Raw genomic sequence first — 24,475 nt, 5'->3', positions numbered from 1 at the left:
GCGCATTTCGTGAGATCGAATCTCCGCTTGTTACCTCGCAGCCGCACACTCACGCGGCGCGCAGCTTCTTTTTCCTTGACCTCCTGGAAAGCGCCAGTGCCACCAGCATCACGAAGACTTCATATATCCCGAAGCAATACCATATTATCCCCGGGCCAAAGATCACCGGGAAGATCAGTATCACCAGCGAGTCCATGATCAGGCTGCGGAGGACGCTGATGATCATGGCGTAGTCGGAGTGGGATGTGGAATAGAAGTAGGTCGCCAACATCACGTTGATGGACATCGGGATGAAGCCCCAGCAGAAGAGTGGCATAACGGAGACCACGTATGCGGTCACGGCTGCACCGGCTCCGAACATCCTGCATACCGGCTGAGCGGTTGCGACCAGCAGTACCATCACTGCCAGGCTCCCGAAGACGTTTATCCTGAGACCGAGGTTGCGGAAATACTTGAGGCTGCCGATGCTTTTTCGCCCGTAGCACCTGCCGAACAGGGGCTGCAGCCCTTCGCTCGTCCCGTAGAACAGGGCGAGGGCAAGGTAGGAAACGTAGTTTATTATGGAAAAGCCGTTGATCGCCACGTCGCCCACCATCCGAGCCAGCACCAGATTCAGGCAGAGGGTCATCACCGGGGTCGCAAGCTGGGCCACGCACTCGGGGAGCCCGCGCACCGCAAGCTCGCGTATCAGGTTCAGGTCAAGCTTAAAGGAAGAAAAACGCAGCTTGCTGTTTCCCGAGAAAAAGTGGGGTAACAGTATGACGCACGCCATGGTCTGGGCGATGCCGCTGGCGATGGCGGCACCGGCTGTGCCCATTTTCATTGGAAAAATGAAGAGCCAGTCCAGGAAGATATTGCACAGTGTGGCGGTGATCACGGCGAAACTCACAAGGCCCGGAGCACGGTCGTTCCGGCAGAAGGCCTGCAGGAACGCGGAGAGTCCCACGGCGATGGAGAATGCAGAGTACCACCTCAGGTAGTCAGCCGCAGGCTCCAGGAAGGTCCGGCTCGCCCCGAGGGCTCTGCAGATCTGCTCGGTGAAGAAAACGCCGGCCACCGTGAAGATGACGCCGATGAATAACGTGACAGCGAGGGAGTTTAGAAAAGCCTTGTTGGCCTCTTTTTCGTCTCCGTAGCCAAAGGCGATGGCCGCGGTGGCCGAGCCTCCTACGGAAGTAACAAGAAAGACCGCGTAGATCATGGTCTCCGCCGGAAGGTCGAGGTTAACTGCTCCAAGACCATCTGTTCCCACGCCGTTTCCCACAAATATCCCGTCGATCACAGTGAACAGGAAAATGCAGAGATTCGAAAGCATGGATGGCACCACGTATTTTACTGCGGTCCTTCTTCTGCTGGGCTTTCTCGCCAGATACAAGTCCATAAAATAAAGCTTCTTTCCAGGTCTAAGGCCTGCTTATACAAGGCCTTGCGCCTATTTTCTCCTTCCCTGATTTTTCTGGTTCTGTTTTCTCTTCTTGTTCTTGCCGATACGGCTGCCTCCACTGGTGGCAAGGTCGTCCATGTATACCGGGTTTTCAAAGCGGTCACGGTCGAGCTGCCATGCGTGGTACTCCCTGTAGGCCATGAGTAGCCAGAGCCCCGCTACGACGTAAAGAAAAACAGTATACATCTTGCCACTGTTGGACAGCATGCCCAGTACGAACATGATGGCCGTCATGGCGACGTAAAAAATCATCAGCAGAAAATACATTCCCTTGGAATTGTGTCTGGTCTTCATCTGATAGCTCCGATCATTAGAAATTCAGTACTTTATCCTTCATCTCGGCGGACTTTCTGAGGATCTCCTCCGCCTCGTCGGACATTTTCTGTCCGAGATCCCTGTCCTTGAATCCAGGTGTGTTGGCAAAAACATTATAAGCCGCCGATGCCACCGCGCCCTCCAGGTGTATAGCCGCTACATAGAGGTCGCTGACGAGGTTCTTATTTGATCTTCCCATGAGGGAATACGTCAGCTCAAGCCCCGCGAGGCCGTCTCTCATCACCTGAAGAGGTGCCTCCGCCGCCGGCACGGATGCCTCCGCGATGGACTCCTTGCGCTCAGCCTTTTCCTCATCGGTGTCCTTTGGCATGGCGTAGGCTGCAGCAACTTTTCCAAAAGCCTCCTTATCCGCATCGACTCCTCTGAGAAAGCTCTCCTTGAGCTTCTGGCCATCCTCCAGAGCGGATGCGATCAGCTCCTCGTACTCCTGGTACTTCTTCTTGCCCTTCGTGTGGTTGGCCACCATCATGACCAGGGCCGCACCCTGAGCTCCTGTGAGCGCCGCAGCAGCGCCTCCGCCGGGAGCAGGGGAGTCGGAGCTGAGATCGTCAACGTATGCCTTCAAAGTCATATCAACAAGCACGGTTCTTCTCCTTTTCCTTGAAAATATGGGATCCCGCGGCAATGCCGCACGCTTTCTACAACATTATATATCTTTTCGGGAGTAAAAAAAAACAGCGGAAGGGCGAATTTCTCCGACCTCCCGCTTGCCGTCTCTCGTCGCGCCGAACTAGTTCAGGTCAGCGTCGAATGGCAGAAGGGCAACTACACGAGCTCTCTTAATCGCTGTTGTAACAGCTCTCTGGTGCATAGCGCAGGTTCCTGTCACTCTTCTAGGCAGGATCTTGCCTCTCTCTGTGGTGAACTTCTTCAGTGTCTCCACGTCCTTGTAGTCGATCTTCTTGTCCTTATCAGCGCAGAACTGGCAGACCTTTTTTCTTCTGACTCCGCCGCGTCTCTGCTTGTTGAATCCATTGCTCATTAGACTTATCTCCTTCCGTTAAGAATTGGTCGCGGTCCCGGACGATCTAGAACGGTATGTCGTCCTCTGCTGCCTGGAATGCGTCCGGCAGATCTCCCATGTCAGGCTGTCCGAAGGAATCTCCTCCGTTGCCTCCATCGAATCTCTGACCTCCGTCATATCCCTGGCCGCCGCGTCCGCCGCCGTTTCCGCTGCCCAGGAATTCCACCCTGTCAGCGATGACATCTGTGGTATAAACACGAGCTCCATCACGGTTCGTGTAGCTTCCGGTCTGGATCCTTCCGTGAATGGCCACCTGGCGGCCCTTGGAAAGATACCTCTCGGATGTCTCGGCCTGCTTGCCGAAAACCGTGATCCTGATGAAATCAGCCGTCTGCTCTCCGTCATTTCTCCTTGCCGTAGGTCTGTCTACAGCAAGAGTGAAGTGGGCTACTGCAGTCTGGCTGTTAGCTGTATAACTCAGCTCCGGATCTCTTGTCAATCTACCGATCAATACGACCTGATTCATGTCTACACCTCTTGCTTTCTCTGCAAGTTCATGACCTTATGCAGGCCTGCCTATTCCTCTGTGCTGGTAACGATGAATCTCATTACGCTGTCAGAGATCCTGAGCCTTCTGCTGAGCTCCTTAGGCAGCTCCGGGTTCGCCTTGAAAGGCAGGACAACGTAATATCCTTCCTTCTTCTTGTCGATCTCGTAGGCAAGCTTTCTGTTGCCCCAGACATCGGCCTCTCCGGCTTCTCCGTCGGCATTGATGATGCCCTTAACGGTCTCGATGAGTCCGTTCTTCTTCTCGTCATCCAGTGTTGGATCGAGAACGAACAGCACTTCATAATCTCTCATTATTTCACCTCCTGTGGACTAGTGGCACCCTGCGGTGCAGGATCGGTCCGCGTAGTCAGACCAACTAGCATTATATCGCCTTGAAAAAATATATCAAGGAGTTTTTCAAGAACTTCATCCCGGAACATCAATGATTATTGCTTCTTGGCATCAGCATCTCGTCCGAGTCCATCACGATCGTAAAAGGCCCGTCGTTCAGCAGGTCTATCTTCATGTCCGCCCCGAATCTCCCACGGGCCACGTGATCCACGTACTTTCCGCACTCCTCTATCATGTGCTCGTAAAGCGGCTCCGCCATGTCCGGCGCGCCGGCCTCGATGAACGACGGCCTGTTTCCGCGCCTCGTGTTCGCATACAGCGTGAACTGCGATATCATCATCACCTCGCCGCCGACGTCCGCCAGAGAAAGGTTCGTTTTTCCCTGCTCGTCCTCAAATATCCTCAGCTTGCACATCTTGCTGATCATCTTGTCCGCGATCTCCTGAGTGTCCGTCTGAGCGATACCCACCAGGACCATGAAGCCCTTCCCGATCTCGCCCTCGACCTTTCCGTCTATAGTCACAGAAGCCCTGGTGACTCTCTGTATCACAATTTTCATATGCACCTCTCGTATCTGTCGTGTTGCGACCGTCTTATCTTAAATTGCGTTAACTCGCTTAATTATAGCGGATGGCCGGCTGTGTGGCACAGGGATCTTTCCCGAAAAAAAATCTTTCGGTCATTCGCCACGCTCGCGGCATGCCACCAATGTCACCAAATCCACCGCCTGCAGGCCGTTTTGTGCTATACTCTCTGTAATTGCTCGGGCGGCGCGGCCGCCTTCAATGGAAAGGATCACAGAATGAACCCATTTACCACCGGCGGTGCCCTGATCAAGGCGGCTGCAGGAATAAACCATTTCAACAAACACTACGGCCCGGGGATCAGGCAGGCCAGGGCAGAAGGGGATTTTGCAAAGGCCCGGGAACTCCAGGTGCAGGGGACCTCTGAATTTGCCCGCAACATCTCCCCGAAACTCAAGATAACCTATGATATCTACGGCCAGGAAAACATCCCCGAGGACGGCCCTGTGCTCATCGTCCCTAACCACCAGGGATACGCAGACATCCTCCTGATGTACTACGTTTTCCAGAAAATGCAGACCGGATTCGTTGCAAAGCAGGAGCTCTCCCGCGTCAAGCTCATTCAGGACGCCGCCGAGTTCACCGGCACTATATTCCTGAACAGGGGAGACACCCGCGGCGCCATCGAGGTCCTGAGAGAGGGCGCCGAAAGGCTGAAGAGGGGAGACTCCCTCGTCATCTTCCCCGAGGGAACCCGGAGCAAGGGCGGCCCGGTCCGCCACTTCAAGGCAGGCAGCCTGAAGTTCGCCCAGAAGGCAAAAGTCCCGATCCTCCCTGTGTCCATCGAAGGCACATACCACACCTTCGAGGAATACGGCAGCTTCCATCCGGCCCACTACCAGTGCATGATCCATCCTCTGGTCCACATCGAAGAGATGGACAGGAGAGAGCAGGCGACCATACACACCCAGATAGAAGAGACAGTTTTCAAGGGGCTCGAGGAACTCACCGGGAAAAAAGTGGACTTCGTGGAGTAGCTCAGCTCGCGACCAGAAATTCGAGTCAGACATGATCAGGACCATAACCATAACCAGAACCAGTTCAAGAGCCGGAATCTGATCCAAGAACCTCATAGAGTTGCTGTACATTGCATCGAAAAAACACGTACGAACAGAGGCTGACGCATCTCGAAAATGCGTCAGCCTCTGTTCTACTGTATCGATCTAATTATATTTCGACTTTTAAGCTTTCCTGTCTCAGTCTTGTCCGGTTCATCCACACAGACCAAAGCCGGTCGAGACATCAGACTTTCCGATCTGCTCGATCAGCCCAGGTCGTTTACACCTATTTCTGATGACCCTTGCTGATCACCACATCATCCAGGCGTATCTTCGGAACGTGATGGACTCCGTTTTCGTCTCTGTAGTAGTTGGTGGACTCTCCATACGAGATGTCCTCCAGCTGTATCTTCTCGGCCGACTTGCCAATGGCGATAACGAGCTTGATCTCATAGTCGTCCTTGAGGCCGATAGCAGGGCCGAGCCTCTTTCCCAGGAAATTTCCGATCATGCAGGCGTTCAGTCCCATCTCGGTGGCGGCAAGCGTGATGCTCTGTGCGCAGATGCCCACGTCCTTGGAAAATCCCTCCTTGCTGAAGCTCACTCTCGTATCCTGACAGATGAGGATGTACGCGACAGGCTCGGTGCCTTTTACAGGAAGACCGAGCTGCGGAAGGAGACCTCCCAGCTTCACGTGGGACGTTATCACGCTGACTTCGTCCTCTTCGTTTGAAATGTAGAATCTCAGCGGCTGCTTGTTGATGCTGGAAGCTGAAAGCCTGGCGCAGTCCACCATCTCTCTCAGCTCTTCTGTGCTGACCTTTCGGGATCTGTCGAATCCCCTGGTGCTCCTGTTTTCCTTGATAAGATCCTTGAGCATATGATCACCTTCTCTCAAACAGATGTCTCGATACGTCGTATCAAATCGATTTCCTGATCCGATCCTTCGATCCGTTCTCGAAAATCGCCGCATTTGAACGACGTTTTCTATCGCCGCCTTCGGCCGTTGTCACCGACAATTGTTTCCGATCGGTGACGGAAATTCCATACAGCCGGATACGTGGCTGTCCCGTGGATATTCTACCACGATTTATATCGGTATTCCGCAGAAACCGGGATGTCGCATCAACATCCACTGGTCCGCAGAAACCTCAATATCAGAACAGTGTCTGCTGGTCGCTGGAACCCTCGCCCTTCGGATCTTCCTTTTCATCGTCGTCAACGACCTTTGCAAAGGACACGATCCTGTCGTCGTCCTCCACCTTCATGATCTTGACGCCCTGAGTGGTCCTGCCGGAAGTGGAGACCTCCTTGGCCCTGATCCTGATGATCACACCGTTGGAGTTGATGATCATCAGCTCGTCGTCTGTGGTCACGAGGGCTGCGCCTACTATAAATCCGGTCTTTTCGAATTTGTTCTTGTCGTAAGTCATGACGCCCTTGCCGCCTCTGGCCTGGAGCTTGTACTCCTTGAGGGCGGTGCGCTTGCCGTAGCCCTTTTCGGTGAGGACGAACATCCTGACGTTTCTGGATCCGTCATCCAGCTCCATGGAGACGACCTCGTCTCCCTCGTCGAGCATGATGGCCCTGACGCCTGCGGCTGTCCTGCTGATGCTCCTTACCTCGTCTCCGGAGAAGGCAATGGCCTTGCCCATCTTGGTGACGATGTAGATGTTCTCGTCTCCTCTTGCGTCGGCAACTCCGATGAGCTTGTCGTCGTCCTTCAGGTTGATGGCGATGAGGCCGTTGTTCCTGATGTTCTCGAACTGGTTCAGCGGAGTCTTTTTTATGGTCCCGTTGAGGGTGGCCATAACCAGGTAGTCGTCCTCGTTGTAGTCCCTCATAGGGATCACGGCAGTGACTCTCTCGCCGGAATCAAGGTTCAGGAAGTTGATCACAGGAGTGCCCTTGGCCGTCCTAGAAGCCTCAGGAATCTCGTATGCCTTCATCTTGAAGACTTTTCCCTTGTCCGTGAAGAACAGGAGGGTGTCATGGGTGGATACCATTATGAGGTCCTTCACGAAGTCGGACTCACGGGTGGTGAGTCCGACTATTCCCTTGCCTCCGCGCTTCTGGGCCTTGAAGGTGTCCTCTGGCATCCTCTTGATGTATCCCAGGTGGGTGAAGGTGATGGCGACGTTCTCCTCGTTGATCAGGTTCTCCTCGTCGATCTCTCCGGTGTCCTTGATGAAGCTCGTCCTGCGCTTGTCGCCGTAGCGATCCTTTATCTCCAGGAGCTCGTCCTTTACCACGCCCATGAGCTTGTGCTCGTCGGCGAGAAGCTCCTTGTAGTATGCGATCTTCTTGAGCAGCTCGTTCTGCTCGTCCTGGAGCTTCTCTCTCTCCAGTCCCTGCAGCCTTGCCAGCCTCATGTCCAGGATGGCCTGAGCCTGCTTCTCGGAAAATCCGAAGCGTACCATCAGGCGCTCTCTGGCGTCGTTGTAGCTCTCTCTGATGATTTTGATGACCTCGTCGATGTTGTCCAGGGCGATGAGCAATCCTTCCACGATGTGCTCTCTGGCCTCGGCCTTGTTCAGGTCGAACTTCGTACGCCTGGTCATCACGTTCTTCTGGTGCTTCAGGTACTCGTCCAGGATCTCATAAAGGTTCAGGATCTTCGGCTCTCCATTGACCAGGGCCAGCATGATGATGCTGAAGCTGGACTGGAGGGCGGTATGCTTGTAGAGCCTGTTCAGGATAACATTAGGATTCGTGTCCTTCTTGAGCTCGATGACTATGCGCATGCCCTCACGGTTGGACTCGTCGCGGATGGCCGTGATTCCCTCGATCTTTTTGTTTTTCACGAGGTCTGCCATGGACTCGATGAGCCTGGCCTTGTTCACCTGAAAAGGTATCTCCGTGACCACGATCCTCATCTTGCCCCTTGTGCTCTCCTCGAACTCGCACTTGGAGCGCACCTGTATCTTTCCACGGCCAGTCATGTATGCCTCGCGGACGTCTTTTCTCCCCATGATCTGAGCACCGGTAGGGAAGTCCGGTCCCTTGATGATCTTCATGAGGTCCTCGATGGTGCAGTCATCGTCGTCGATCATTTTGACGCAGCCGTCGATCACCTCTCCCAGGTTGTGAGGAGGGATGGATGTGGCCATTCCTACGGCGATACCGTTAGACCCGTTGATCAGCAGGTTCGGCACTCTCGAAGGGAGGACCACCGGCTCTCTCTCCTCGCCGTCGAAGTTGTCCATGAAGTCGACGGTGTCTTTTTCTATATCTCTCACCATCTGCAGCGAGAAAGGGGACATCCTTGCCTCTGTGTACCTCATGGCGGCGGCACCGTCTCCATCGATGGAGCCGAAGTTTCCGTGGCCGTCTACCAGAGGATATCTGGTGGAAAAGTTCTGGGCCAGCTTCACCATGGCGTCGTATATCGAGCTGTCTCCGTGAGGGTGGTACTTACCCATTACCTCTCCCACGATACGGGCGGATTTCTTGTAAGGCTTGTCAGGCGTGGTCCCCAGCTGGCTCATGCCGTAGAGGATCCTCCTGTGCACCGGCTTCAGTCCGTCTCTCACGTCAGGAAGGGCACGGGCGACGATAACGCTCATGGCGTAGTCGATATACGAGTTCTTCATCTCGTCGTATATCTCATGCTTGATCAGCTTGCTCTGATCTATTAAATTCTCAGACATTCGTATCTGCTCCTTCCCGAACTAGATATCCAGGTTCTTCACGTACTTGGCGTTCTCCTCGATGAATTTCTTCCTCGGCGGGACCTTGTCTCCCATGAGGGTGTTGAAGATCTCGTCCGCCGCGGTGGCGTCATCGATGGTTATCTGGATCAGAGTCCTGTGGTTGTAGTCCATAGTGGTCTCCCACAGCTGGTTCTCGTCCATCTCTCCAAGACCTTTGTATCTCTGGATCTCGATCTTCCCGCTGCTCTTCTCTCTCCACTCCTTGAGGACGCGGTTCTGCTCCTCGTCAGAGTAGGTGTATGCGATATCTTTTCCTCTCTTGTTCTGGAAAAGAGGTGGCTGAGCCGCGTACACGTATCCCTTCTCTATCAGAGGAGTCATGTAGCGGTAGAAGAACGTCAGGAGCAGCGTCCTGATGTGAGCTCCGTCCACATCGGCATCGGTCATGATGATTATCTTGTGATACCTCAGCTTGCTGATGTCGAAGTGGTCTCCGATCCCGCAGCCGAAGGCCGTGATCATGTTCTTGATCTCCTCAGAGTTGAGGATCCTGTCGAGCCTTGCCTTCTCAACGTTGAGGATCTTACCTCTCAGAGGCAGTATCGCCTGTCTCTTCCTGTCTCTTCCTGCCTTGGCAGAACCGCCGGCGGAATCTCCCTCGACCAGGAAGATCTCCGACAGCTCAGGGTCTTTCTCCGAACAATCCGCCAGCTTTCCTGGAATGGAAGTAGCCTCCAGGACGCTCTTTCTCCTGATCGTATCCCTGGCCTTTCTGGCAGCGACTCTAGCTCTGGCCGCGTTCAGACACTTGTCTACGATGGCCCTGGCTTCCTTTGGATGCTCGTCAAGATAGGCCGAGAAGTAATCGGCCATGGCGCTCTCCACTATTCCCCTCATCTCGGAGTTTCCGAGCTTCGCCTTGGTCTGTCCCTCGAACTGAGGATTCAGCAGCTTGACGCTGATGACCGCAGTGATGCCTTCGCGGATGTCCTCGCCCTGGAGAGAATCCTCATTTTCCTTGAGGAAGTTCTTTCTCCTGGCGTAGTCGTTAACGGTCCTTGTGATTGCTGTCTTGAATCCCACAAGGTGGAATCCTCCGTCAACGGTGTTGATGTTGTTGGCGTAGGACAGTATCAGCTCGCTGAACCTGTCGGTGTACTGGAGAGAGATCTCGACCTCATATCCTTCCTTCTTGTACTCGAAGTAAAAAATATCCTCAGTCAGCGGGTGCTTACTCTTGTTCAGGTAGTGGACGAATTCCTTGATGCCGCCCTCGTAGTGGAAGCTCTCCTGCTTTTCCTTGCCGGGCCTCTTATCCTCGAGGGAGATCCTCAGCCCCTTGTTCAGGAAAGCCATCTCTCTCAGCCTTCTCTGGAGAGTGTCGTAGTCGTAGACAGTCTCGTCGAAGATCTCCGGATCCGGCCAGAAGTGTGTGAACGAGCCTGTCTCCTGCGACTCCCCGATGACCTCGAGAGGCGTCACTGTTTTTCCACGTTCATATACCTGCTTGTATACCTTGCCGTTCCTGCTGACCTCTACCTCCATGTGGGTGGAAAGGGCGTTAACGACGGAAGCTCCGACGCCGTGGAGTCCGCCTGATACCTTGTATCCTCCGCCTCCGAATTTTCCTCCCGCATGGAGCTGGGTGTGGATCACCTCCACTGCCGGGATCTTCATCTTAGGGTGGATGTCCACCGGCATCCCTCGTCCGTCGTCGCGGACGGTGATGGAGTTGTCAGGCTCTATGGTCACTCTGATGTGGCTGCAGTACCCGGCGAGGGCCTCGTCCACGCTGTTGTCCACGATCTCGTAGACCAGGTGGTGGAGTCCGGCAGGGCCGGTGCTTCCTATGTACATACCAGGTCTCAGTCTGACAGGCTCAAGTCCTTCCAGCACCTGGATCTGGGACGCGTCATATGAGTTTTCTTTTTTCTTTGCACACATTAATGATTACCTTCGTTTAACAATAAACAACAACAGTGGCAGCCCCGCCATCTGCGGATCGCAGCTGCCACCTAAAAATCGGCTTATTTTACCATTTTTTCATTTTTTCTTCAATAGCCGTATGGTACCTTATCTGGTCGGTTTTATACCGTTTTACGGCGAAATTTTCACGGTTTTTCGAAGGGTCTATCCGGGTGGTACTGGAAAAAGAGCTTTCGGGCGGCCGTCAGTCTGCGGGAAGGGCGGTGAAGAGATGTATGGAGCTTCTCTGCCATCCGTTTTGGTCATCCAAAAATGCAGTTATGCATACATGTTGATAAACATATGCATAACTGCATTTTTGCGCTGAACTCATTTTCTGTTTTCGACCTCATCGGATCCACCGCCTGTGTATATCTCACTCAGATCGCCTGTCACCCGGCGGGCGATCCCGTTTTTTACCTGAAATACCCAGCCCTCGTCCATGTTCTCGATGAGCTGCCGGTTCACTTCCGCGGATGTGAGGAACTGCTGCACGTCCTCGATCTCGTTGAACAGGAACGACTGCCTCTTCAGGTCGAACTCTGAGAGTACATCGTCGAGGATAAGAACGGGGTTTTCGCCTAGCATCTCCTTTGCGATCTTTATTTCAGCCAGCTTCAGGGAAAGGGCGATGGTCCGCTGCTGTCCCTGGGATCCGTAGTTCCTGGCGTTCATGCCGTTGATGTAAAATTCCATGTCGTCCCGGTGGGGGCCTGCGATGGCGTGGCCGAGGCGCAGTTCTTTTTCCCGCTGGAGGAAGATCGTGTCCTGCAGAACCTGGTCGTCTGTATTTTCTTTGTACTGTATTCGCATCTCCTCTGTTCCGCCGGAGATACGGCTGTGGATGCCCCCGGCTATCTCGGAAAGGCGGCTGATGAATTTTCTCCTGGCCCTGATTATCTGGATCCCGTACTTAGCCATCTGTAGGTCGTAGATGTCCAGCATGTCGATGTTTTTGCTCTCAGGGCCTTCTTTGAGCAGGGCATTTTTCTCTCTCAGGACGGAATTGTAGTCCTTGAGAAGGTTGTAGTATGACGGCCTGAGCTGGCTCATCTCCCGGTTTATAAAGTCGCGGCGTTTTTCAGGACCATCCTTAACGATGCGCAGATCCTCCGGCGAAAAAACTACTACCACCAGGTTGTTCAGCAGATCCGCAGTCCTCCGCAGGACCACTCCGTCCTTTTTTATCATCTTGCCACCGCGGTCGTTCAGGCTGATGGAGATGTTTTTGTCCAGGTCGTCGCTGAATACTTCCACCGAGACGGAGGCGCTTTTTTCCCCGATCATCACCATGTCTGCGGCGGACCTGGTGCGGAACGAACGCGAAAAAGCACAGAGGTAGATCGACTCGATGAGATTGGTCTTCCCCTGTGCGTTTTCCCCGATGATCACGTTCCGGCTCCTGTCGAAGTCCAGATCCAGATCGCGGTAGTTTCTGAAGTTTTTGAGTTTGATATTCTTAATGTACATCTAGCTGATCCTTACAGGGAGCACCAGATAGAGATATTTCTCTCCCTGAAGAGGGGTGATGATGCATGGGCTCAGGCTGTCCTTGAAGTGGAGGTACACCTCCTCGTCATCGATGACCTTCAGAATGTCCATGATGTATTTGTAGTTGAAGCCGATCTCCAGGTCGTCTCCCTCTTTGATGATCTCCACGCTCTCGTCGATGTTTCCTTCGTCTGATAGGGAGCTCATCTCCAGGGCGCTGTCGCTGATATTCCACTTTATCAGGTTGTTGGTCTGTACGGTGGTCATGAGGGACGCTCTGTCTATGGAGTTCAGCAGATCCTCTCTCTTGACTCTTACCCTGATGTCCCCGTCCTTCCTGATGATGCGCTCGTAGTTGATGTAATTTCCGTTGATGGTGTTGATCACTACCATGTTGTTGTCGAAGGACATGACCACCTTGTTATCGGTGATGTCCAGCTTGAGCTTCTCGTCTCCCTCGTCCGGAATGATCTTGGAAGCCTCGTTCAGGAGCCTTGCCGGGATGATGACGCTGACTTCGTGATCCGTCTCAACAGGGTCATCGTAGACCGCGAGGCGGAACGTGTCTATGGCCACCATTCTTATTTTTGTTTCCTTTATCTCCAGGAAAACGCCTGTGAGCACTCCGTTCATCTCATCGGAGCTGGCAGCGAAGGCGGTCTTCCTTATCATTCTGCGGAAGTTTTCCTTGTCGAGGATCACCGGCGATTCGCTCCTGCTCACCATCACCTTCGGGTATTCGTCTGCCGGAAAAGTCACCAGGTGAGACAGCGATTTGCCGCTCTTTATCGAAAGCTTGTTCTTTTCTTCATTGTAGTCCAGGATGACCTCGTCCTCCGGGAGCTTTGCAGCGATGCTGATGAATTTTTTGGCCGGTACCACAAAGCTCACGTTCTCTCCAAGGTCGATACCCATCCACGTGTATATGGTGATGTTGGTATCTGTTGCTGTGAACGTCATCTGTCCGTCTCTTATCTCAACGAGGATCCCCTCGAGGATCTTGTTAGTCGTCCTCGCTGGCAGAGCGTGGGACACATTGTTCAGTGCGTTTGTGAGAGCTGTTTTCGAACAGTAGAATTTCATTTGCTGGCTCCTTATATATACTTACTATTCAGTAGTAGTAGTAGGGGGTGTTCATAATGTGGAAAACTCCCCTGTGCTTTGTCTTTCAATGGCTTCAAGAGATGTAACAAGTTGATTTCACCTGAGGATAACATGTGGATCATGTTAAAAGGGTGTTAATTATTTGTTGCTCTGCAGCTCGTTCATGAGCTTCTCGACCTCTGCCCTGAAGTTCTCGTCGTTGTCCATGAGGCTCTGGACTTTTTCGTGGGAGTGGATGACCGTAGAGTAGTGTCTTCCTCCAAAAAGCTTTCCTATCTTAGGAAGAGAAAGGTCCGTCGCCTCTCTGCAGATGTACATGGCCACCTGCCTCGGCATGGTTATCTCCGCGTTGCGCTTCTTCGAGTCCATATCGGATACCTTTATCTTGTAGTGCCTTGCGACCATGGACCGGATACGCTCAGGCGCGACAGCCTTTTCGTTGTCCTTTATTATATCGTTGAGGATCCTCTTTGCGAATTCTACATTTATTTTTTCTCCCGGGATCAGCTGTGCCATGCCGACCACACGGTTGAAGGCTCCCTCGAGCTCACGGATGTTGTCAGTCACCTGCTCGGAGATGAGACAGCATACGTCGTAGATGTCGTGATCCCAAGGGATACCTGCGTTTTCGGCTTTCTTTCTCAGGATGGCCACACGGGTCTCGAAGTCCGCCGGCTGGAGGTCTGCGATCATGTTCCAGGCGAACCTTGATCTGAGCCTGTCTTCTATCTTGACCAGGTTGTTCGGAGGCCTGTCGCTGGATATCACGATCTGCTTGTTGTCCTGGAAAAGGGCATTGAATGTGTGGAAAAACTCTTCCTGTGTGCTCTCTTTTCCTTCCAGAAACTGGATATCGTCGATCAGGAGTACGTCGGTCTTCCTGTATTTGTCTTTGAACTGCTTAGTCCTGTTCTCCGAAAGGGCGGTGATAAGCTCGTTGGTGAACTGCTCTGATGAAACGTAGAGTACGTTCATGTTTGGGTTGTTCGTCAGTATGTGTATGGTGATTGCCTGCATAAGGTGGGTCTTTCCCAGTCCGGATCCGCCGTACAGGAAAAGAGGATTGTAGGCCTCTGATGGTGCCTCGGCCACCGCGTAGGAGGCGGCGTGGGCGTACTTGTTGCTGTTTCCGACTACAAAATTATCGAAGTTAAGACGCGGGTTCAGCGTTTTTTCCGCATCAAAAGAAGGACGAGAAGCTTTCTTCGATTTGTTCTGCTCCTCGTAATCTTCTGTCGTCTTTATTACTACCGTGTAAGGTTTTCCAATGATCTTCTTGAAATTCTCCTCAAGCGTTTCCACATATCTGCTGGTGACGAAACGCACCACCGGTTCCTCGCTCGTTTCCAGATAAATGACTCCGGCCTTCTCATCGATGGTCTTGATGGAAAGGGGGATGATCCACGTGGTAAAACTGGTGGCGGTCATCTCCGTGCGGACGTTGATGAGGAGCTCTTCCCATATCTTGTTCTTGTCCAATTTGCATCTCCTGAATTCGTGAACACATTTTACATAAATTTATCAACATCCGCAAGGAACGGTAACCCGTTGAAAACAACCAGAATTGATGCGTCAAAAAGAAAGTTATACACATGTTGTGGAAAACTTTGTTAATAACTTCCGGGCTGTACTACATATTGTGGATATCTTATTTTTTGAGAATTTTATTTTCTATATGACATTCTCGTGTGACCGCTTTGTACTTTTATGAGTTTTTTTTATTTTTTTGGTGACAATTGATAATCGTTAATATAAACTCTCAATGTATACTATTAGGGTAAGATTGTATACGGAAGGTATGAGACAGAGACTTCAGCGGAGGACAGAGACATTGAGAAAAGGTAAGAGAAAGTTATTAGTGGTCCTGCTCGCCATTGCGGTGATAGCCTGCTTCGGATCCGGTTCGGTATTCGCAGCTGATAATACATATAAAATAGATTACAACGAACAGACAGACATACACTCTGTAAAACTGGAAGACGGATCAGAGGTGATCATCTTCTGTATGAACAATCAGCGCCACTGGCCGCACTATACAGCGGCGACCGGACCTGTTCCTCTTTACGAAAAGACTTCCATTGAGGAATTCTGCACTGAGAATGGTATCACTGATCCTGAGAAGATCAGTGAATTCAGCGAGAGATTAAAGGTCATCCTTTACTCAGGTTATCCTTATAATGGAAACTCTCTATATGAGATCACTGAAAATACTGGAGCGATGACCGAAGAAGGTTTCAACAAGCTGCTTGATGCCCCTGCTTCTATCAGAAATGATTTCCCTGATTCGATAGGGAACAAGGTATTTACCATAGAGAATTCTAAGTCAAAAGACAGCGATAATTATAAGTCATTGATAGATTTCACTACCGATGTCTTTCAGCTTGGAAGCACTGGAAAGACGAAGTCAGGTCTTACAAGGAGTGATATCTATTCGACTGATTTTTATCGTGCTGCTTCCTTTATGATGCAATATGATGATCCTGTTCAAGCATATAATGCTACTTACGGATCGTATCCATTCCTTACTGAAACTCAGGCATATAAAGGTACGTCAAATGCAGTATGGAATCTGATGTACAATTACGGAATCGCGGATAATCACGAGGTTGATAACCTGGCACTGACTAATGCACTTTACCAGGTCAGCACAAGCAATGTTCTGGACAGTAAGCCTTCTTCTTCGGATATTTCCATTGAAGGAGATGCTGTTTTCAAAGAAAACACTACAGATGGAAAGTGGTATACAAATACACTTACGCTTAAGACACCGTCTGACTACTTTACTGATTTCAAGTTGACTCTGCCTCAGGGAATTACCACTACAAGTGGAGTTAATGTAGTAAAGTCTGGTGACAGTTTCGTTCTTGTTTCTGATACTGAGCCTAAAGGTGTACTGGATATTACTCTTTCTTCCACTATTCCGTGGATGGATGGAGATCTGATGGTTTTTGAGGCTGTTAACGGACAGAAGGCATCAGATGGAAAAGCTTTCCAGAACATGGTAGGTGCGAAAATCAAAAATGAAAATGTTTCCGTTTCTAAGCTTCTCACTGTTGCTGAAAAAACTACAAGTGTAAAAGTTACCAAGATCTGGAAAGACGATGACAATAAGGATGGCAATCGTCCTTCTGTAGATGAATTCGCCAAGAGCCTTCATCTGATGAATGGCGATACAGAGGTCACGGGAGTCACTCCTTCTATCACGGATAATCTGGACAACACATACACAATTACATACGAAAATCTTCCGCTTAATGATAAAAACGGAAACGAGATCAAGTACACTGTGAAGGAAGATGATGTGACGGGTTATGACGCCGACAAGTCAACTGTGGAAAACGGCGGTACGATAACCAATACTCAGGAAAAGGCTGATCCGAAGGACCCGACAGACCCTAAAGATCCATCAAACAATGATCCTAAGGACCCATCGAACACTACCGACAACGGCGGCGGCAAGACCACCGTTACCAAGAAAGTGAGCAGCATCATCAAGACCGGAGACACAGGGAACGTTCTCCTGTACGGGTCGGCTCTGGTGTGCGCCACGGTGCTCGTAGTTCTTCTGGTGCAGATCAGAAAGAGGAAGCATTATCACAGCAGATAGCGTGAGCTCATATCCAGATGATAATAGATGACTGACAGGAAGGTGCCGCATTTAACTGCGGCACCTTTTCATATTTGACTTTTACATATCTTTTTCAGTATAATAACTCGATATTGCGCTTTTGAAATTCAGATGGCGCGATGATTTTTCTGCAGCCAGGCTGCGGTGCAGGCGGCATTTTGCCGCTGAAGTTTATTTTATTGTGATACACGCCCACGAGGGCAAGGAGGATTCAAATGAAGAGGACTTATCAGCCTAAGAAGAGACAGAGACTCAAGGAGCACGGATTCAGAAAGAGAATGGCTACAGTAAGCGGCCGTAAGGTTCTGAAGAGAAGAAGAGCAAGGGGAAGAAAGAAGCTGACAGCTTAGTTTTACCCCCGTCTGATTGGATTCATTTATGCTCAGGAAAGATATACTCAGGAACCAGAGAGACTTTAATTCTGTTTACAAAAAAGGGAGCTCCAGGGGAAGCAGATTCGTTGTAGTTCTGTACAGGAAAAATCATCTCAGACGTACCCGCATTGCGTTCGTCGCCAGCAAGAAAGTTGGGAACAGCGTCATGAGAAACAGGGCCAGAAGGCTCATGAGAGAAAGCTACAGACTCATGGATCCGAAGCCGGGAGCGGGTTACGATATAATTTTTGTAGCCAGGAAGACTATCATCGGACAGAAGATGAAGGATGTTCAGAAGTCCATGTTCGGCGCACTCAAAGGTGCTGGGCTCATAGGGCCGAAGAACCCCGCGAAGTGAAATATATCTTTTCCCGGAGCAATAGAGAATTGCAAAGGACAATAAGATGAAACACATAAGTAACTTGCTTAAAAATGTGTTAATTCTCATCATCAGAGGTTATCAGAAGTTTATATCTCCCATGTTCCCGCCGACCTGCAGGTTTTATCCTACGTGCAGCGAATACTGCCTTCAGGCTGTGAGAAAGTACGGGCCTTTTAAGGGCAGCTGGCTGGGGATCAAGAGAATTCTGCGATGTCATCCCTGGAATCCCGGTGGTTATGACCCTCTGAAATAGAAAATATCGGGAGATACAATGGATTTTTTAGGAATAATAGCTAAGCCGCTCGGCATGCTTCTCACGTTTATCTACGGTCTCGTAGGTAATTACGGAATATCCTTGATCATTCTTACGGTGCTCGTAAAGTGCATCATGTACCCGCTGTATTCCAGACAGATCAAATCAACTGCCAAGATGGCTTCGGTGCAGCCGAAGATGCAGGAGATACAGCGGAAGTACGCAAACGACCAGCAGAAGATGGCTGAAGAGATGCAGAAGCTCTACTCAGAGGAAGGATTCAATCCTATGGGTGGTTGCCTGCCTATGCTCATTCAGTTCCCTATCATCATGGGACTTTTCCAGCTGCTGAGATATCCGATGCAGTACATGACGGACGAAAAGATGCTTTTCGCCATCCACGAGTCTTTCCTCTGGATCAAGGATCTGGCACAGCCTGACCTGTGGATTCTGCCTATACTGGCAGCCGTTTCCACATATTTCTCTTTTTCCATGACTTCACAGCTCACGACTGATCAGGGCAACGCCCAGACGCAGGCGATGCAGAAGGTGATGAAGTACTTTTTCCCTCTCACCATCCTGTGGATCGGACGTTCTTACCCGGCCGGACTTGCCATCTACTGGGCAGGCGGTCAGTTCCTTCAGATCTTCTTCAACATCCGCATGAACAAGATCAGAAGAGAGATGAACGAGAAGATGGAGCTTGAAAAGCAGCGGGCTCGAGCAGAGAAGGAGCTTGAGAAGAAGAAAGCGGCCAGAATGAAAGGAATAAACAGGTAAATGAGATCTTCGGAGAAATGGGGTGTGGATGTTGATACGGCAGTCGACCTCGCGCTGAAGGAACTCAAGCTCACAAGAGAGGATGTGGATGTTGAGGTGCTGGAGGAGAGCTCCAGTGGTTTTCTCGGCATCGGATCAAAGCTTGCCAGAGTCAGAGTGACAGCCAAAGAGGATGTTGCCGATAACAGCCGCAAAGAAAAGGCCAAGTTTGACGATATCGACAGGATACTTGCGGATCTGCCTGAGAACAGGGAGATCGAGGTGCCTGATGAGATCAGAGAAGATTACGACAGATTCGAACAGGAAGAGCTGGAGGACGCCAGGGCCAGCGAGTCCGCAAGAGCTGCGGAGAGAAAGAACAGGAAGGACAGGAAGAGGGGAAAGAGCAGGAGGAGACAGAGCAGACCTCAGGTCTCACTGATGTTCGACCTTTCCGACCTGGAGCCTGTGGAAGAGCATCCCGTGAAGGACTTCCTGCAGGAGGTCACGAAGGAGATGGGCCTGGACCTGGATTTCCAGGTAAAAGTCGGAAAGAACTTCGTCCACGTGGATATTTCCGGTAAGGACACCGGTACTATCATCGGCAAGAGAGGACAGACACTCGACTCCATCCAGTACCTCGCGGGCCTCGTGGTAAACAAGGACAGCGAGGAGTACATCAGGGTCGTTCTTGACGCCGAGAACTACAGGGCCAAGAGAGAGCAGACGCTCATCGACCTCGCCAACAGGCTCGCTGGCAAGGTGGAGAGAACAGAGAGGAGCATCACCCTCGAGCCTATGAATCCTTACGAGAGAAAGGTCATCCACGCTACGCTGCAGAATCACCCAAGAGTGAAGACCAGGAGCGAGGGAAAGGATCCTTACAGAAGGGTCATCATCGAGCTCAAGTAGGGCACAGCCGGATCTGGCAGTTATGTTAGTAAAAGTGACTCATCTTCGGGGAGCACCCGGGACGAGTCATTTTTATTTACCCGGGTATGTTATTGAGAGTATAATTGTTTAGTTATTGTTGGTGTGTCAAAATGGACGTTTCTCATTAAAGTGTCCAAGTGACACATATGGCATGGTGTTTAAAATGTCAGATATTATTGCAGCGATATCCACACCCCCCGGGCAGGGCGGCGTCGGCATAGTCAGAATAAGCGGTGACGGATCACTGGGCATAATGAAAAAAGTCTTTTCCGAGTGCCCTGAAGATCCGGCGCCTCGTCACGTCTACTTCGGACATGTCGTCGACCCGGACAAGACCGGGCCGGAAGCGGTGATCGACGAGGCTGTCTTCATATACATGAAGGCTCCACACAGTTACACCTGCGAGGACGTGGTAGAGATACAGGCTCACGGAGGTCCCGTCGGAATGAAAAAGATCCTGCGGACGGTCATCAGAAACGGCGCCCGCCTCGCGGAGCCGGGCGAGTTCACCAAACTCGCATTCATGAACGGTCGGCTGGACCTGACCCAGGCGGAGGCTGTGATGGACATCATCAGCGCAAAGACCGATCTTCCTTATACGATCGCCGAGAGCCAGCTGGAGGGAAGCCTGGGAAGGCGCATACGCGAGATACGCCAGGGCCTTCTGGATGTTCTGGCGCAGATGGCCGTGAACATCGATTTTCCAGACGAGGACATAGAGGAGATGGAATACGATGCTTTTGTCAGCGACGTTTCCCGGGAAAAAGAAAATATCGTCAGTCTCATCAACAGCGCTCCGGCGGGAAGGATCACACGCGAAGGTGTCAAGGTCGCAATAGTTGGAAGCCCTAACGCCGGAAAGTCTTCTCTTCTTAACGGCCTCCTGGGAGAGGAACGGGCCATCGTCACAGACGTGCCAGGGACGACCAGGGACACCATACAGGAGATGATGGACGTCGGTGGCATGCCGGTGATTCTTGAGGACACGGCTGGCATAAGGGATACCCAGGATCAGGTGGAACAGATCGGAATAGACCGGTCCAGGAAAGCACTGGAACGTGCAGATGTCGTTCTCTTTGTGGTCGACGGCAGCCGTCCTCTCAGCGATGAGGACAGGGAGATAGCCAGGGCTATCAGAGAGTGCGGCAAGGAGGAGCGTACCATTACAATCCTGAACAAAGAGGATCTGAGTGCTTTATCTGGAGAGGCTGATATAGGGGAGATCCTTGATGATCCGCGCGTTATACAGACTTCGCTGCTTGAAGGAAAATACCTCGATATCAGCGTAGAGAAAGTAAGTCAGGAGATCGAGAGGATGATCTTTGCCGGTACCGGCAGCCAGATACCATCTGCCGTGGTCACCAGCGAGAGACAGCTCGATGCCCTGGAAAGGGCGTGCGAACAGGCAGACAGCGCCGTCCGTATGCTCAGGGCAGGAGAGGCTCTGGAGATCTGCGAACTCGGTGTACACAGCGCCTATGACATCCTCGGAGAGGTCATAGGCGAAGAAGCGGGTGACCAGATACTCGACGCTGTTTTCTCGAGATTCTGTCTTGGTAAATAGAATTTTTACTGCGATTCATATACAGATTTGCAAATTGTTTTATCATTTTATATATACAGATTTAGGAGATAAATGAGGATAACAGACGATCTTTCTGAATACTCTTTTATGGGAGACTTCGATACTATCGTCATCGGGGCCGGGCATGCCGGCTGCGAGGCAGGGCTGATCTCCGCCAGAATGGGCATGAAGACGCTAATGCTTTCTATGAATCTGGAGGCAGTGGCCATGATGCCGTGCAACCCTTCCATCGGAGGCACCGGGAAGGGCCATCTCGTATGCGAGGTGGATGCCCTCGGAGGGGAGATGGGGATAAACATCGACAAGACATTCATCCAGAGCAAAATGCTCAACACATCCAAGGGCCCGGCGGTCCACTCCCTCAGGGCGCAGGCCGACAAGAACCGGTACCATCTCGAGATGAAGAAGACCATCGAGGATCAGGAAAACCTTTTCCTGAAACAGGCGGAGGTCACCGACCTCATAATCAACGATGACGGTGCGGTCTGCGGAGTCGTAACGAAGGCGATGGCCAGGTACAGCTGCAGGACTGCTGTGATGGCTACAGGCACTTTTCTCGGTGGAAAAATATTCATCGGAGATGCGGCGTATTCCGGAGGTCCGTCGGGCCTGGCCGCTTCTGACGAGCTTGCGGATAATCTCTATCGTGAGGGGTTCCCGCTGAGGAGGTTCAAGACCGGCACGCCTGCGCGCATGCTCGGTCGCTCACTGGACTATTCTAAAATGAAGGTGCAGCATGGCGACGACCAGATAGTTCCTTTTTCCTTCATGAACGAAGGCAGGGACATCGGCGGCAACAGGGCGGACTGCTGGCTCTCGTATACTAATGAGGACACCCATAAAATAATACTGGACAACATACACAGGAGCGCCATGTATTCCGGAAATATAACCGGTGTGGGGCCGAGATACTGTCCGTCTATAGAGGACAAAGTGTCTAGATTCAGAGACAGAAAGAGGCACCAGCTTTTCGTGGAGCCGGAAGGCCTCGATACGGATGAGATGTACATACAGGGCATGTCCACGAGCCTGCCGGAGGACGTTCAGGAGAGCTTTTACCATACCATACCGGGGCTGGAGCATGGAGAGATTGTCAGGCCGGCGTACGCCATCGAATACGACTGCATCGATCCTCTCAGCCTGAGGCCGAGCCTGGAGAGCAAGAGGGTGAAAAACCTGTTCTGTGCCGGGCAGTTCAACGGCAGCTCCGGATACGAGGAGGCGGCAGCTCAGGGGATCATCGCCGGAATCAACTCCGCAAGAAAGATACAGGGTATGGATCCTCTGGTCCTCCGCAGAGACCAGGCATACATCGGAGTTCTCATCGACGACCTGGTGACAAAAGGCACTGATGAGCCTTACAGGATTCTCACCTCAAGAGCGGAGTACAGGCTCCTCCTCAGACAGGATAACGCGGATCAGAGGCTGACCCCTATTGGATATGCCTATGGATCTGTGAGTCAGGAAAGATATGAAAAATATCTCAGGAAGCAGCAGCGTATATCCGACGAGGTGGATCGCCTTAAACACAAAAGGATCGACATGGCTTCGATGCAGGAATTCCTTAGAGAGATTGGGGCTCCTGAGTCGAGGGATAATCCGTGCTTTTTCGATTTGCTAAAGAGGCCTGAAGTGCGATATGATTATCTCGAAAGAGTGGATGATGAAACAAGGCCCCGGCTTACCAGAAATGAGATCACTGAGATAGAGGTCGAGATAAAGTACGCAGGTTATATAGAGAAACAGCGCTCTAACGTGAAGAAGCTTCGACAGATGGAGAACAGGAGGCTTCCCGAGAATATCGATTACGGCAGCATCAGAGGTCTTCGTCTTGAGGCCGTCGAAAAGCTGAACCGTATCAGGCCTGAGACGGTGGGGCAGGCCAGCCGTATCTCTGGAGTGAACCCGGCGGACGTGAATGTTCTCCTCATTTATCTCGAGAAGGAAAGCAGGAGCAGGAAGGTGAAAGGCAATGATCGACCAGAAGCTGATAGATGCCGAGATTAAAAAGGCAAAGTTTCAGGCTGGCGTTCTCGAAAAGGATCTGTCCGAATTCAAGATAGACTATGAAGAACTGAATCAGGACGATTCTGAAGCTCGTGTGAGGTCAAGGAAGACCGTGAACGATCTCATCAAGCTCTACGGAAATGACTCTGCAGTGCGCATGTGCGCATATATGAACGCCATACTCGCTTGGAATGAAATGGTCAACCTCACAGGTGTAGACAACAGAGACGATTTTCTCCAGAAGAACATCGTCGACTCTCTTGCTGTGAACAAACTTGAAGACATGAGAGGAAAGCCTCGTGTGATAGACGTGGGCACTGGAGCCGGTCTTCCAGGAGTTCCACTTGCTTTATCTAATCCGGGCTCCCAGTTCGTTCTCATAGACTCTGTGAATAAGAAGCTTTCTATTATCAGAGAGATCGTCGAGGATCTGAGTATATCCAATATTCAGGTCGTACATGGCAGGGCAGAGGACCTGGGACATCAGGATGACTTCAGGGAAGGTTTCGATGTCTGCGTATCCAGGGCGGTCGCTTCCCTTAACGTGCTCGCGGAGTGGTGCCTGCCTTTCGTAAAGGTGGGAGGACTTTTCGTTGCATACAAAGGAGAGAAGGCCCAGGAGGAAGTGGACAAGGCCGAAAAAGCGATAAAGACTCTTGGAGGAGAGCTGGAAGATGTCATAGATGTGGAAAGCGAAGACCCTTCCATGACTATGCACAAGCTGGTCACCATCAGGAAGATCAGACCTACTCCGGCCAAGTATCCGAGAAAGGCTGGTGTGGCCAGGAAGGCACCGATAAGGTAGGTTATATACAGTTGTTCAACGGTCCTGGTACGGCAGTGCTCTGAATTGTACATCAGTCTGAACTGCAGTTGATAGTTGCGGGCGGGCTTTACATTTTCCAGCAGGAAATGGGGCCTGCTTTTTTCATGGAATGTTTCACGTGAAACATTCCATGACCATCAGGGATAAAATATCACAAAATGAGACGAAAATGTTTCACGTGAAACATCCAGTCATAAAAACAAGTATAAAAAAACCAGAAATGGCCTCACTTCACACTCAGAACATAGAAAAAGGATGGCCGGTGTTGTATAATCTACAAAGTCTCATT

Annotated in this window: 23 protein-coding genes; 10 read left to right on the top strand and 13 right to left on the bottom strand. The window is 51.4% G+C overall.

What is annotated here, in order from left to right; translation table 11 throughout:
- Window positions 1-49: 49 nt before the first annotated feature.
- The 7 genes from BQ7382_RS08275 to dtd form a co-directional block, all read right to left on the bottom strand.
- A complete protein-coding gene (locus tag BQ7382_RS08275; RefSeq protein ID WP_077391639.1) occupies window positions 50-1,381 on the bottom strand; it encodes an MATE family efflux transporter in 1,332 nt (443 codons plus the stop codon).
- Between the two features lie 51 nt (window positions 1,382-1,432).
- Window positions 1,433-1,738, bottom strand: a complete 306-nt coding sequence (locus BQ7382_RS08270; protein ID WP_077391638.1) for a hypothetical protein — start codon at window positions 1,736-1,738, stop codon at window positions 1,433-1,435.
- A 16-nt stretch (window positions 1,739-1,754) separates the two neighbouring features.
- Window positions 1,755-2,363, bottom strand: coding sequence for a cyclodeaminase/cyclohydrolase family protein (locus tag BQ7382_RS08265; protein ID WP_144082119.1), 609 nt, complete (start codon window positions 2,361-2,363; stop codon window positions 1,755-1,757).
- A gap of 147 nt (window positions 2,364-2,510) precedes the next feature.
- Window positions 2,511-2,762 carry a 30S ribosomal protein S18 gene (gene rpsR, locus BQ7382_RS08260; protein WP_077391636.1) on the bottom strand — a complete coding sequence of 84 codons (252 nt, stop codon included), beginning with the start codon at window positions 2,760-2,762 and terminating at the stop codon, window positions 2,511-2,513.
- 46 nt (window positions 2,763-2,808) lie between these two features.
- Window positions 2,809-3,270, bottom strand: a complete 462-nt coding sequence (locus BQ7382_RS08255; protein ID WP_077391635.1) for a single-stranded DNA-binding protein — start codon at window positions 3,268-3,270, stop codon at window positions 2,809-2,811.
- A gap of 50 nt (window positions 3,271-3,320) precedes the next feature.
- Window positions 3,321-3,605: a 30S ribosomal protein S6 gene (gene rpsF / locus BQ7382_RS08250; protein ID WP_077391634.1), complete on the bottom strand. Its 285-nt coding sequence runs from the start codon at window positions 3,603-3,605 to the stop codon at window positions 3,321-3,323.
- Between the two features lie 127 nt (window positions 3,606-3,732).
- A complete protein-coding gene (gene dtd, locus BQ7382_RS08245; RefSeq protein WP_077391633.1) occupies window positions 3,733-4,203 on the bottom strand; it encodes a D-aminoacyl-tRNA deacylase in 471 nt (156 codons plus the stop codon).
- Window positions 4,204-4,446: 243 nt separating this feature from the next.
- Between dtd and BQ7382_RS08240 the strand changes: the two genes are divergently transcribed.
- Window positions 4,447-5,205: a lysophospholipid acyltransferase family protein gene (locus BQ7382_RS08240; RefSeq protein ID WP_159437276.1), complete on the top strand. Its 759-nt coding sequence runs from the start codon at window positions 4,447-4,449 to the stop codon at window positions 5,203-5,205.
- 307 nt (window positions 5,206-5,512) lie between these two features.
- On the opposite strand, the gene BQ7382_RS08235 is transcribed toward BQ7382_RS08240, so the two are convergent.
- From BQ7382_RS08235 to dnaA, 6 genes are all read right to left on the bottom strand, one after another.
- The gene (locus BQ7382_RS08235; RefSeq protein ID WP_077391631.1) at window positions 5,513-6,106 is read right to left on the bottom strand and encodes a nitroreductase family protein; all 594 of its coding nucleotides are present in this window, start codon (window positions 6,104-6,106) and stop codon (window positions 5,513-5,515) included.
- 277 nt (window positions 6,107-6,383) lie between these two features.
- On the bottom strand, window positions 6,384-8,876 hold the full coding sequence (gene gyrA, locus BQ7382_RS08230; protein WP_077391630.1) for a DNA gyrase subunit A: 2,493 nt from the start codon (window positions 8,874-8,876) through the stop codon (window positions 6,384-6,386).
- 21 nt (window positions 8,877-8,897) lie between these two features.
- The gene (gyrB, locus tag BQ7382_RS08225) at window positions 8,898-10,823 is read right to left on the bottom strand and encodes a DNA topoisomerase (ATP-hydrolyzing) subunit B (protein ID WP_077391629.1); all 1,926 of its coding nucleotides are present in this window, start codon (window positions 10,821-10,823) and stop codon (window positions 8,898-8,900) included.
- A gap of 351 nt (window positions 10,824-11,174) precedes the next feature.
- Complete coding sequence (recF, locus tag BQ7382_RS08220) at window positions 11,175-12,314, bottom strand: DNA replication/repair protein RecF (RefSeq protein ID WP_077391628.1); 1,140 nt, start codon at window positions 12,312-12,314, stop codon at window positions 11,175-11,177.
- Window positions 12,315-13,418 (bottom strand): DNA polymerase III subunit beta, encoded by a 1,104-nt coding sequence (dnaN, locus tag BQ7382_RS08215; RefSeq protein WP_077391627.1) that lies wholly within the window; start codon window positions 13,416-13,418, stop codon window positions 12,315-12,317.
- 159 nt (window positions 13,419-13,577) lie between these two features.
- Window positions 13,578-14,918, bottom strand: coding sequence for a chromosomal replication initiator protein DnaA (gene dnaA, locus BQ7382_RS08210; protein ID WP_077391626.1), 1,341 nt, complete (start codon window positions 14,916-14,918; stop codon window positions 13,578-13,580).
- A 352-nt stretch (window positions 14,919-15,270) separates the two neighbouring features.
- On the opposite strand from dnaA, the gene BQ7382_RS08205 reads away from it, so the two are divergent.
- From BQ7382_RS08205 to rsmG, 9 genes are all read left to right on the top strand, one after another.
- The gene (locus BQ7382_RS08205) at window positions 15,271-17,046 is read left to right on the top strand and encodes a Cna B-type domain-containing protein (RefSeq protein ID WP_159437275.1); all 1,776 of its coding nucleotides are present in this window, start codon (window positions 15,271-15,273) and stop codon (window positions 17,044-17,046) included.
- Window positions 17,047-17,282: 236 nt separating this feature from the next.
- Window positions 17,283-17,417, top strand: a complete 135-nt coding sequence (rpmH, locus tag BQ7382_RS08200; RefSeq protein ID WP_077391624.1) for a 50S ribosomal protein L34 — start codon at window positions 17,283-17,285, stop codon at window positions 17,415-17,417.
- A 28-nt stretch (window positions 17,418-17,445) separates the two neighbouring features.
- A complete protein-coding gene (rnpA, locus tag BQ7382_RS08195) occupies window positions 17,446-17,799 on the top strand; it encodes a ribonuclease P protein component (RefSeq protein ID WP_077391623.1) in 354 nt (117 codons plus the stop codon).
- Window positions 17,800-17,845: 46 nt separating this feature from the next.
- A complete protein-coding gene (yidD, locus tag BQ7382_RS08190; RefSeq protein WP_077391622.1) occupies window positions 17,846-18,076 on the top strand; it encodes a membrane protein insertion efficiency factor YidD in 231 nt (76 codons plus the stop codon).
- A gap of 18 nt (window positions 18,077-18,094) precedes the next feature.
- Window positions 18,095-18,856, top strand: coding sequence for a YidC/Oxa1 family membrane protein insertase (locus BQ7382_RS08185; protein WP_077391621.1), 762 nt, complete (start codon window positions 18,095-18,097; stop codon window positions 18,854-18,856).
- Window positions 18,857-18,880: 24 nt separating this feature from the next.
- Window positions 18,881-19,747, top strand: coding sequence for an RNA-binding cell elongation regulator Jag/EloR (jag, locus tag BQ7382_RS08180; protein ID WP_159437274.1), 867 nt, complete (start codon window positions 18,881-18,883; stop codon window positions 19,745-19,747).
- 184 nt (window positions 19,748-19,931) lie between these two features.
- Window positions 19,932-21,332, top strand: a complete 1,401-nt coding sequence (gene mnmE / locus BQ7382_RS08175) for a tRNA uridine-5-carboxymethylaminomethyl(34) synthesis GTPase MnmE (RefSeq protein ID WP_159437273.1) — start codon at window positions 19,932-19,934, stop codon at window positions 21,330-21,332.
- Window positions 21,333-21,404: 72 nt separating this feature from the next.
- Entirely contained in the window at window positions 21,405-23,360 is a 1,956-nt protein-coding gene (gene mnmG, locus BQ7382_RS08170) for a tRNA uridine-5-carboxymethylaminomethyl(34) synthesis enzyme MnmG (protein ID WP_235847987.1), read from the top strand.
- Complete coding sequence (rsmG, locus tag BQ7382_RS08165) at window positions 23,326-24,165, top strand: 16S rRNA (guanine(527)-N(7))-methyltransferase RsmG (RefSeq protein ID WP_077391618.1); 840 nt, start codon at window positions 23,326-23,328, stop codon at window positions 24,163-24,165. The genes mnmG and rsmG overlap by 35 nt, the downstream gene beginning before the upstream one ends.
- The last annotated feature ends 310 nt before the right edge of the window (window positions 24,166-24,475 follow it).

Source organism: Mobilibacterium timonense, from assembly GCF_900155555.1.
In the GTDB taxonomy this organism is placed as follows: Bacteria; Bacillota; Clostridia; order Peptostreptococcales; family Anaerovoracaceae; genus Allobaileyella; species Allobaileyella timonense.
This window is presented reverse-complemented; position numbering and strand designations above follow the sequence as displayed.